The organism is Occallatibacter sp. (assembly GCF_049510455.1).
GTDB lineage: Bacteria > Acidobacteriota > Terriglobia > Terriglobales > Acidobacteriaceae > Telmatobacter.
Genome location: NZ_JBEKYX010000136.1, coordinates 1 through 8,761, shown reverse-complemented (window position 1 = coordinate 8,761; position 8,761 = coordinate 1). Strand labels below are relative to the sequence as shown.

Annotated in this window: 9 protein-coding genes; all 9 read right to left on the bottom strand. The window is 57.6% G+C overall.

Annotated features, from left to right (window positions below; translation table 11 throughout):
• Nucleotides 1-246 precede the first annotated feature (246 nt).
• A complete protein-coding gene (locus tag ABSG47_RS19160) occupies nucleotides 247-711 on the bottom strand; it encodes a DUF3574 domain-containing protein (protein WP_424171581.1) in 465 nt (154 codons plus the stop codon).
• Between the two features lie 9 nt (nucleotides 712-720).
• The gene (locus ABSG47_RS19155; protein ID WP_424171579.1) at nucleotides 721-1,005 is read right to left on the bottom strand and encodes a DUF427 domain-containing protein; all 285 of its coding nucleotides are present in this window, start codon (nucleotides 1,003-1,005) and stop codon (nucleotides 721-723) included.
• A 117-nt stretch (nucleotides 1,006-1,122) separates the two neighbouring features.
• Nucleotides 1,123-1,443: a hypothetical protein gene (locus tag ABSG47_RS19150; protein ID WP_424171576.1), complete on the bottom strand. Its 321-nt coding sequence runs from the start codon at nucleotides 1,441-1,443 to the stop codon at nucleotides 1,123-1,125.
• Nucleotides 1,444-1,543: 100 nt separating this feature from the next.
• Entirely contained in the window at nucleotides 1,544-2,029 is a 486-nt protein-coding gene (locus tag ABSG47_RS19145) for a DUF4760 domain-containing protein (RefSeq protein WP_424171573.1), read from the bottom strand.
• Between the two features lie 50 nt (nucleotides 2,030-2,079).
• Complete coding sequence (locus tag ABSG47_RS19140; RefSeq protein ID WP_424171570.1) at nucleotides 2,080-3,570, bottom strand: methyltransferase regulatory domain-containing protein; 1,491 nt, start codon at nucleotides 3,568-3,570, stop codon at nucleotides 2,080-2,082.
• A 47-nt stretch (nucleotides 3,571-3,617) separates the two neighbouring features.
• Nucleotides 3,618-3,797: a hypothetical protein gene (locus ABSG47_RS19135; RefSeq protein WP_424171567.1), complete on the bottom strand. Its 180-nt coding sequence runs from the start codon at nucleotides 3,795-3,797 to the stop codon at nucleotides 3,618-3,620.
• Between the two features lie 5 nt (nucleotides 3,798-3,802).
• Nucleotides 3,803-4,381, bottom strand: coding sequence for an ATPase (locus ABSG47_RS19130; RefSeq protein WP_424171564.1), 579 nt, complete (start codon nucleotides 4,379-4,381; stop codon nucleotides 3,803-3,805).
• Between the two features lie 21 nt (nucleotides 4,382-4,402).
• On the bottom strand, nucleotides 4,403-7,315 hold the full coding sequence (topA, locus tag ABSG47_RS19125) for a type I DNA topoisomerase (RefSeq protein WP_424171561.1): 2,913 nt from the start codon (nucleotides 7,313-7,315) through the stop codon (nucleotides 4,403-4,405).
• A 307-nt stretch (nucleotides 7,316-7,622) separates the two neighbouring features.
• The coding region (dprA, locus tag ABSG47_RS19120; protein WP_424171558.1) for a DNA-processing protein DprA at nucleotides 7,623-8,761 on the bottom strand (1,139 nt) is incomplete at its 5' end.

Here is an 8,761-nt window from a genome sequence, read left to right as displayed (position 1 = left end):
GTAGCTCTTTCTTCTGCTGATTCTGAGTAAAGCATAAATGGGGTTAATTGCATGCAAAGTTTCTGAAGGAAGTGGGGTTACGAAAGGGTGGTGGACTTTGGTAATGACGAAGGACTAGGGACGAAGGACTAGGGACTAGGGCAGTTCTGCTCTTGCTGTGGAGCGATCCCAGCCTGGCCGCAAAACAAATACGCGGCGAGGGTGGGTGTCCGAACTTTATACCTTCGGGAGAGATGCTCTAGGCGCTTAGAAAGAGACGTCGGCGGGCTGGGTAACGCGCATGACGGACTGGTCGCCAGTGATCTTCTTCCAGGCAGCGCGGATGGCCTCGATCCTGTCGAGGTTGGGCTGAGTGTCTGGGTAATCAATCACAAGGCACTTGGTGTGAAGACGCTCGGGAGAACTCTGGCTTTTGCCCTGCCACTGTCCGTAGATGTCCAGGACACTCAGGCCGTCCGGAAAGCGCGGCGTCACTTCACGGTCGAGGAACTCCCGCCAGCGCGCTTCGCCGATGCCCTGCTCGGGGTGGTCTGCGGGACCCAGCCCAAAGTAAAGCTTTGTGTCCACCCAACCCTGGGTCGCGCCGGGGTGCGCCGGGTCTCCGGCAAGTGTGGGAGCGGCAGCCGGAGCAGATGTGACAGCCTTATGGCCCGAGCAGCCGGCAAGGAAAATTGTCAGGCAAACGGCTGCAAAAGCTGAGGCTGCACGCACGATCAAAACCTACTTTTCCACTTCAACTCCGCGCCAGAAAGCAATGAATCCTTTGATTTTACGGGCGGCAGGCTTAGGGTCCGGGTAGTACCATGCGGCGTCAGGATTATCCTGGCCATCGACCACAAGGCTCATATAGCGGGCCTGACCCTTCCAGGGGCACGTAGAGGTGCTGCTGGAGGAGCGGAAGTACTCGCGGTTGATGCTGGATTCCGGGAAATAGACATTTCCCTCAACAGTTTCGGTGCCATCGCTCTCGGCAATGACCTTTCCATTCCAGATTGCTTTCGCCATCGGTTTATCCAATATCAAGAACTATTTGCCGATGACCGCTGGCGCGGTCACCGGCAGAGTCCATACGACATTAGCAGAAGTCGCGCAATGGGTCGAGAGCCAGCCCCGGAAAAGAACCTACTTTGCCTCTGCGATCGAGCTGATGTGGACGGACTTCTTGTCGTCGCTGGTCGCGGCAGAAACGTCCACCTTGGCGCCCCAGAAGGCCTTCACGGCATCCGGATTGTCAATCTTGTAGACGGTCTTGCTGGCGGCATCGACGAAAACGGGAGAGTCGCCGCCATCCATGCACTTCTTGACGCATGCGGCGCCGGTGCCCATGTGCTTGGCCGCGCACATGGAGTCAGAGATATAACCGGTGAGCTTGCCGTCAGCCGCAAAAGCAGAGACAGAAGCAAGGGACAGAACAGCGGCAGCAAGGGTGAGTATACGTTTCACTTAAAGCCTCCAGAATTTTTGCCGAACGAAGTTTCGCTTATCATCATGCTCCCGTCGGGATGCTTTGAGCAAGCCTGCCATGTCACTGAAATGTAAATTTCTAGGGCTTGGCCGGGTAAGCATATTGCGGAGATGCGCTGGGCGCAGCCTGCTGGCGAGCGGCCAGCATGTTCCCTACGTTTTTGCAGGCTATCTCGTAGCGAGCGGCGGCGGCTGGATACCGCTTCACCAGTTCGGATGTTTTGGACAGGAAGTGCGGTTGGCGCTTGCGAATGTCCTCAAGGAACGACGCATATTTGGCCAGCAGAAAAAATCCCTCCTGGTTGCAATCCACAAAGAGATCGGCCGAGACAGCCCCGTGCAGCACAAAGGCCGCCGCCATCTCCCAGTAAGAGTTGACCTGCCGGACATAAGGGTTCTGCGGATGCGCGGAGTTGGCTGCGACGGCAAAATATTCTTCTGCGGTGGTGGGCCAGAACTCCCCCAGCACCCATTTGCGAGCTTCGCGCAGAACGGCTTCGCGGCGCAGATCATAAAGCTTGAGAATGATGTCGGCATCAGCCGGGCTGGCAAGAACACTTTCCATATAAAGCCTCCGCGAATGATGGTAACGGATGAGAGCCGGGGTAGTGAAAATCATGCTTCGAGCAGGCCTGCACGCAGCAGAAACTGCAAACCTGATTCAATTCCCTGCTCAAGCCCGTCGCGCGGCTCGCCAGGAAAAGCAGCCTGAAGAGCATCGGCCAGGGTCTTGCGGTCACGCGTGCCATCCAGCAGGCCCAGAAGCGCGCGAAAACGCGGGTTCTCCAGAGCAACAGTGGTGTGGAGGAGGGTAGATGTACGGGCATGTATGCGGCCTTCCTGGCGCGCGCAGGCAGAAACCCGTGGATGTGTTGAGATCACGCGAACGGCTGGCACGTTCCAGGCGCGAAGTTCGACGAGTTGCGAGATGACAAGGCGCAGGATCAGGCGAAGGCCGGTCTCGTCCGGCGTAAACCCAGAGCCGGCGGTTTGCCGGCAGAGTTCGTCCAGGTTGAGTGCGAGCGGCCAGGCCGCCTCCAAAGCGCAGAGCACGGCGACAGCGGCAAGATGGTTGATGTCAGTGCGTGCGCCAGAGGAAAGAGTGAAGCGAGTGGCCCCGGCGGCCTCACCGGGTGACGAAATGGCGGCTGAAGCAAAGAGCAGATGAGGCAGATGCGCCGGATTGGGGTCCAGAATGCGCCCCGAGCCGGAATCAGTCTCGGCATGCGTGATCAGGGTTTCACGAAAAATGCGAGCGCGGACATAGTCGAGCGCCTGCTCCTGTCGCAGAGGATCAGGCCCGGCGATCTCTTCAAGTACGGCCTGAACTTCGGAGCGGTATCCCGGATCACCAGGCGGCGGAAGAGCAGCCTCGCTGAGGTAATCAAGTCCGTGAGCTCGGGCATGGCCGACGAAATCAAGAAAAGTAACAGGATGGTAAGACTCACCGATCTCATCATGGATGGTGGCGTGCGGGTCGCGCTCGCTGAGGTATTCGTACTGGCCAAGCAGCAGTCTAGAGTAAGCGTCATCCACGCCTCGAGCCTTGTGAAGGAACTGGAGGAATTCGACGCCGGTAGCGGCGCGCTCATTCGGATCGGCAATACCTTCCGAGCGGAACAGCATGGCATCGCGAACAATGCGGCGAATATGACAACCGGGGAGCGCGTTATAGCTGAAAAATGCCACGCCGTTCGGAGCCAGCAGCTCTGCGCAGAGCGCTATCAGGCGGTTGCGGACCGGCTCAGGCACCCACGCATAAATGCCATGCGCAACGATGTAGTCAAACTGCCCAAGCTCAGGCCCGATGTTGAGAATGTCCGCCTCAAAAAGGCGAATGTTCGTGAGGCCCAGCTCAACAATGCGCTGTTGGCCGCGCTCAATCGGCAGGCGCGCAAGATCAAATCCGGTGAATCGAGCGTCGGGAATGGCATACGCCATCGGAATGAGGTTGGCGCCCTCACCGCAGCCTATTTCAAGCACGCGGCAGTTAGCAACTGGCGCAGGGTTATGCCCATGCAGAATAGCCATTGCGGCGAAATTGCCGGGATGAGTGAGAGGAAATGCAAAGCTTGGATAAGCAACAGCGTCGTAGAAGGTGGTCATGGTCCGTCCATGCCATCCTAGACGCTCGACCGGCAAAAGCGGGAATTTTATGCAGCCGAAACTTTGGATTTCTGAGCGGCTTTACCAGCAGCAAGGGCTGCGCGCTGCGCTTCGAGTTCCTCGTCGCTGTAGAAGCGGCCTGACTGGTCGAGGGTACCGTCAGCGATTTGGCGATCAACGATTTCAAGAGCGCGATGCATAGCCTCGTGAATCTCTTCAGACGTCATGTGTTTCATTGAGCGATCCCCTCAATCACGGCCCAGCGTACAGTATCCAGAATCTGAATATCAACGCTCTTTCGCTTCACAACGATCAATCGACGCTCCTTATCGGAATTATCGAATATTTCCGCCTCATCCGCCAGCGGTAGATAAAGATGACGCATATTGGATATGCCTGCTTTATACCGGCGATAGATCACATCCGTAGGAATGTGATGCCCCCCTTGGAGCACTCGTCTTGCAACACGCTCGATTGAATATTCGGGAGATGGCAGCCAGAAGTAAAACAACGTAATCCGCCATCCATCCTGTTTGCATTGCGCCAAAAGACGGATATATGACTTGCCGGAGCATGTGGTTTCAAATGCGAAGCTGCTTCCCCGACGAACTAAATCCCGCATTCGTTTGATGAAAACGCGCCCGGCCGTGAGAGCGGCCGAATCTGGGTCATACGGCGAAATCTGGCGCGCTATTTCATCTGCATTCAGGAAGACGATGCCTTGCAAGGCGTCGCGCAACAGAGCGCGAGCCGCAGTCGTCTTCCCTGCACCGCTCGGTTCGCCAAGTATGACGATGTCTTTCGCGCTCATGCAGAATTTGTCGCCCCATCGTCATGCGGGCTGCAGCTCCTTCTTTTCTCCAGCCTTCTCCGTCACCGGGCCGTGAGTCTTCGCCGTCGGCGGAGGCGGCGCATCGCCGATGCGCGTGGCATAGTGGTATGCACCCACGCCGGCCGGCTCGGGTTCAGAGGCCTTCTTGCCGCGCTTCTTTGCAGCAGAGGCTTTGGCCGCTGGAGCTTCCTTTTCTTCAGGCTTCTCGCCGCGATTCGGGCAGACGAGATAAACGCCATCCTTGAAGGTCCGCTCGACGAGGTACGAGTTGCCGCAGTCCGGACACTTCTCTGCTACAGGCTTGTAGTTCGAAGTGAAGTCGCACTTGGGATAGTTTGTGCAGCCCCAGAAGAGATTTCCCCTGCGGGCCTTGCGCTCGGCAATGTCGCCGGTGCCGCACTTCGGGCACTTCAAACCCTCGATGAGGTTCTGCTTCACGTACTTGCACTTCGGATAGCCCGAGCAGGAGACAAATTCGCCGTACGCTCCCTGGCGCAGAACGAGCGGCTTGCCGCACGCCGGGCAGTCTTCGCCCGTAGGCTGAGGCACAGATTGCTTCTGCTGCTGCTTCTGGCTCAGCTTGCGGAAGGTCTTGCACGGCGGATCGGCGTTGTAATCCGGACATGCCAGAAACATGCCAAACGGGCCGCGGCGCATGATCATCACCTTGCCGCAGTTCTCGCAATACTCATCCTGCTCCGCCGCTTCCTGCGCTTCCGGCGTATTCAGGTCGGGCTTGTTAGCCGTGTTCTCCTTAGTAAACGTGCAGGATGTCGGATCTTTCTTGTTGTAAGCCGAGCAGGCGTAGAAGCTGCCGAACTTACCCCACTTGAGCACGAGCGGCGAACCACACAGCTCGCACTTCTCGTCCGTCATCTGCTCCATCCGCTTGATGCTTTCCATGTGCTTCTCAGCGTCTTTGAGTTCTTCCTCAAAGTAGTTGTAGAAGCCCTTCAGCAGATCGGTCCACTTCTCCTTGCCGTCTTCAATGTCGTCCAGCTCTTCTTCCAGCCTGGCAGTGTACTGCGGGTCAAAGATATACGGGAAGTTTTTCACCAGCAGGTCGCAAACTACCATGCCGATCTCAGTCGGATAGAAACGATTGGCGATCTTCGTCACATACTCGCGATCCTGAATTGTGTTGATGATCGAGGCATACGTCGATGGACGACCGATGCCGCGTTCCTCCAGCACCTTTACCAGTGAGGCTTCATTGAACCGCGGCGGCGGCTCGGTAAATTTCTGCACCGTGTCTACGGCTGCAGGCCGCACGGCAAGCGCCGTATCCGGCTCAACAAAATCCGGAATCGCTTCAGGCTCCGCGCCATCCGGTGCGCGCTCATTCCGCGCCTCAATTCGTGCCGTGTCCGCCGCATACTTTTTGTGGGCGCGCTCCAGCTTCTCAGCTTTATCCCGCTCCGCAAGCTTCTTCAACTGCGTCGCAGTCGCAAGTGAAAGCTTTGCGCCATTCGGAATCTCCGGCAGAATCTCTTCTTCATCGTCTTCCACCTGGTAAACGCGCAGGAATCCGTCAAACTTCAACACCGAACCGGAGACGCGGAAGTTATATGTCTTGCCATGCACCGCATCAATTTCAACGGTGGTCACGTCATACACAGCGGGCGTCATCTGTGAAGCCGTAAACCGCTGCCAGATGAGCTGGTAAAGCTTAAATTGCTCACCGGACAAGAAGCGCTTTACGCTGTCAGGATGACGCGATGGGTCCGTCGGACGGATCGCTTCGTGCGCATCCTGCGCATCCTTCTTGGACTTGTAGGCATTGGGCTGCGCGGGCAGATACGCTCCGCCAAACTCCTTGCCCACATACTCACGCACTCCTGCTATCGCCTCGGGGGAAACACGCGTCGAGTCTGTGCGCATGTAGGTGATAAGGCCGGTCGTGCCTTCAGCACCAAGATCCACGCCTTCATAAAGACGCTGCGCCACGCCCATGGTGCGGCGCACATTGAAGCCCATCCTGGAGGACGCCTGCTGCTGCAGCGTGCTCGTGGTGAACGGAGCCGAGCTGAATTTCCTGCGCTCCTTCTTTTCTACCGAGCGAACCGTCCACTGCGCCTGCATTGCCGCATCCACAACGGCGCGCGCCGTCGCTTCATCCGCCACTGCGTTTGAAAGAAACTGATCCTTGCCATCCTTATCTTTGCCGTTGGCCACGCGGGCCGTCTCGCCATCGATGCCGACAAAACGTGCCGTAAAGGTCTCCGGCTGCGATTTGTTCGATGCCGATCCCGGCGATTGCAGAATCGCATCGATGTTCCAATACTCCACCGGCTTGAATGCGCCAATTTCGCGCTCACGCTCCACAATCAGGCGCACAGCGACGGTCTGCACGCGGCCCGCCGAGAGTCCACGGCGCACCTTGTCCCACAGCAGCGGCGAAATCTGATAGCCCACAAGCCGGTCGAGAACACGGCGCGTCTGCTGCGCGTCAACGAGATTTTGGTCCACATCGCGGGCGTGCTCAAACGCCTCCTGCACGGCCTTCTTCGTGATCTCGTTAAACGTGATGCGGCGAATCTTCTTCTTATCGGCTGCGGTCTTCCCAAGTTGCAGCGCAAGATGGTACGCAATCGCCTCGCCTTCGCGATCCGGGTCAGGCGCCAGGAAGATCTGGTCGGCCTTGGCCGCAGCCTTCTTGAGCTGCGCCACAACCTTTTCCTTGCCAGGAGAAACTTCGAGCGTCGGCTCAAAGGTGCGGTTCTCAAGCTCCACGCCCAGATCGTTCTTGGGCAGGTCCATAATATGGCCCACTGAGGCAAGGACCTCGAAGCCCTTGCCAAGGTACTTTTCAATCGTCTTGGCCTTCGCGGGCGATTCGACGATCACGAGAGATTTGATATTTGCGCTCGTTGCGTTTCCCGTTGCGCTCTTCGTTGCGTTCTTTATTGCCATTGAGTACTCGGCTTCTTTCCTGCTAACCCTGTTCGGAACCATTGGACTCGGTTCCGAAGTTTCTGTCATGAGTAAAACTTTCACACGCTGCACGCGGCAGTGCCATCTCCGCGCCGGAGTTCTGATGCTTCTTCAAAATTGGACGCGAAAATTGGAAGCTATCACGGATGGCAACCCGGTTTCCACTCCGATGGATGCAAATTTCTCCGCACCCCGATGCCAACACCCTACACGCAAAAGGGTTTTTGCGTAAGAAAACCTACGCAAAAAAAATTCCTGGCTTTGTGCAGATTAAGAAAATCCGTCCTTACAGAACTCGCACATAATTCTTGCCCGGCAGGGAGCGGATCCGGCCCGCCATCTCCAGCTCGAAAAGGGCCGTAAACACTTCCGAGGAAGTCAGTTGAGTATCCATAAGATCCAGAATTTCATCCATCTGGAGCGACTCGTCTGCCCGTATGACTTCCAGCACCAGAGCTTCCTCCGGCCTCAGTACCGGGTCAGGCAATAGAGATGCAGCGGCCTCCGATTTGGATGCAGAATGGGCTGCGGACTCAAGTTCGATACGGACCTGCGAAGGCAAATCCTCCCAGACGTCCTCCCAGGTGGCGACAAGTTTAGCTCCCTGCCGAATGAGCATGTTCGGGGTCCACGCGCCCTTGTTCGTCACGTTGCCGGGAACAGCAAAGAGATCCCGGTTCTGCTCAGAAGCGCAGCGCGCGGTAATGCGCGTGCCGGAGTTCTCCGATGCTTCCACCACCAGAACACCAATACTAAGCCCGCTGAGAATGCGGTTCCGGCGAGGGAAGTTTTGTGGCGCGGGGAATGTGCCAAGCGGCACTTCGCTGACAATCGCTCCGCCGCACGCAAGAATATCCTCCGCCAGCTTTTTGTTCTCCTTCGGGTAAATCACGTCAATACCCGTTCCCCAGACAGCCAGCGTCGGCATGTGCGCAGCAAGCGCGCCCTTATGCGCGCAGGTATCAATGCCACGCGCCATACCGCTCGAAATAAGAATGCGCCGTGCTGCGAGATCGCGCGAAAGGAGCTCCGCCATGCCTGAGCCGTACGGGGATGGATGCCGGGTTCCAACAACCGCAATCGAGTGGCGAGCAAGCAGGCCGGCATCGCCGCGCACCCAGAGCACAGCAGGCGGATCGTAGATCTCCTTCAGCCGCTCCGGGTAAGCAGCGCACTCAAAGGTGAGAATCCGCGCTCCCTGCGCAGCAACAGCAGACCACTCCTCCTCCGCGGCGCGGCGCGCCTTTCCGTCAAAAATAAACTGCGCGGATTCCGCCGGAAACCGTAGCCCCTCAAGCTCCGTCAATGTCATGCGGAAGATGCCGCTGGCCGCATCCAGCTCGCGCATGCCTTCGAGAATGCGGCGTGGACCAAGGCCGGGCGTAAGCGTGAGCGCAAGCCACGCAAGGCGGTCATCGTCTGGAG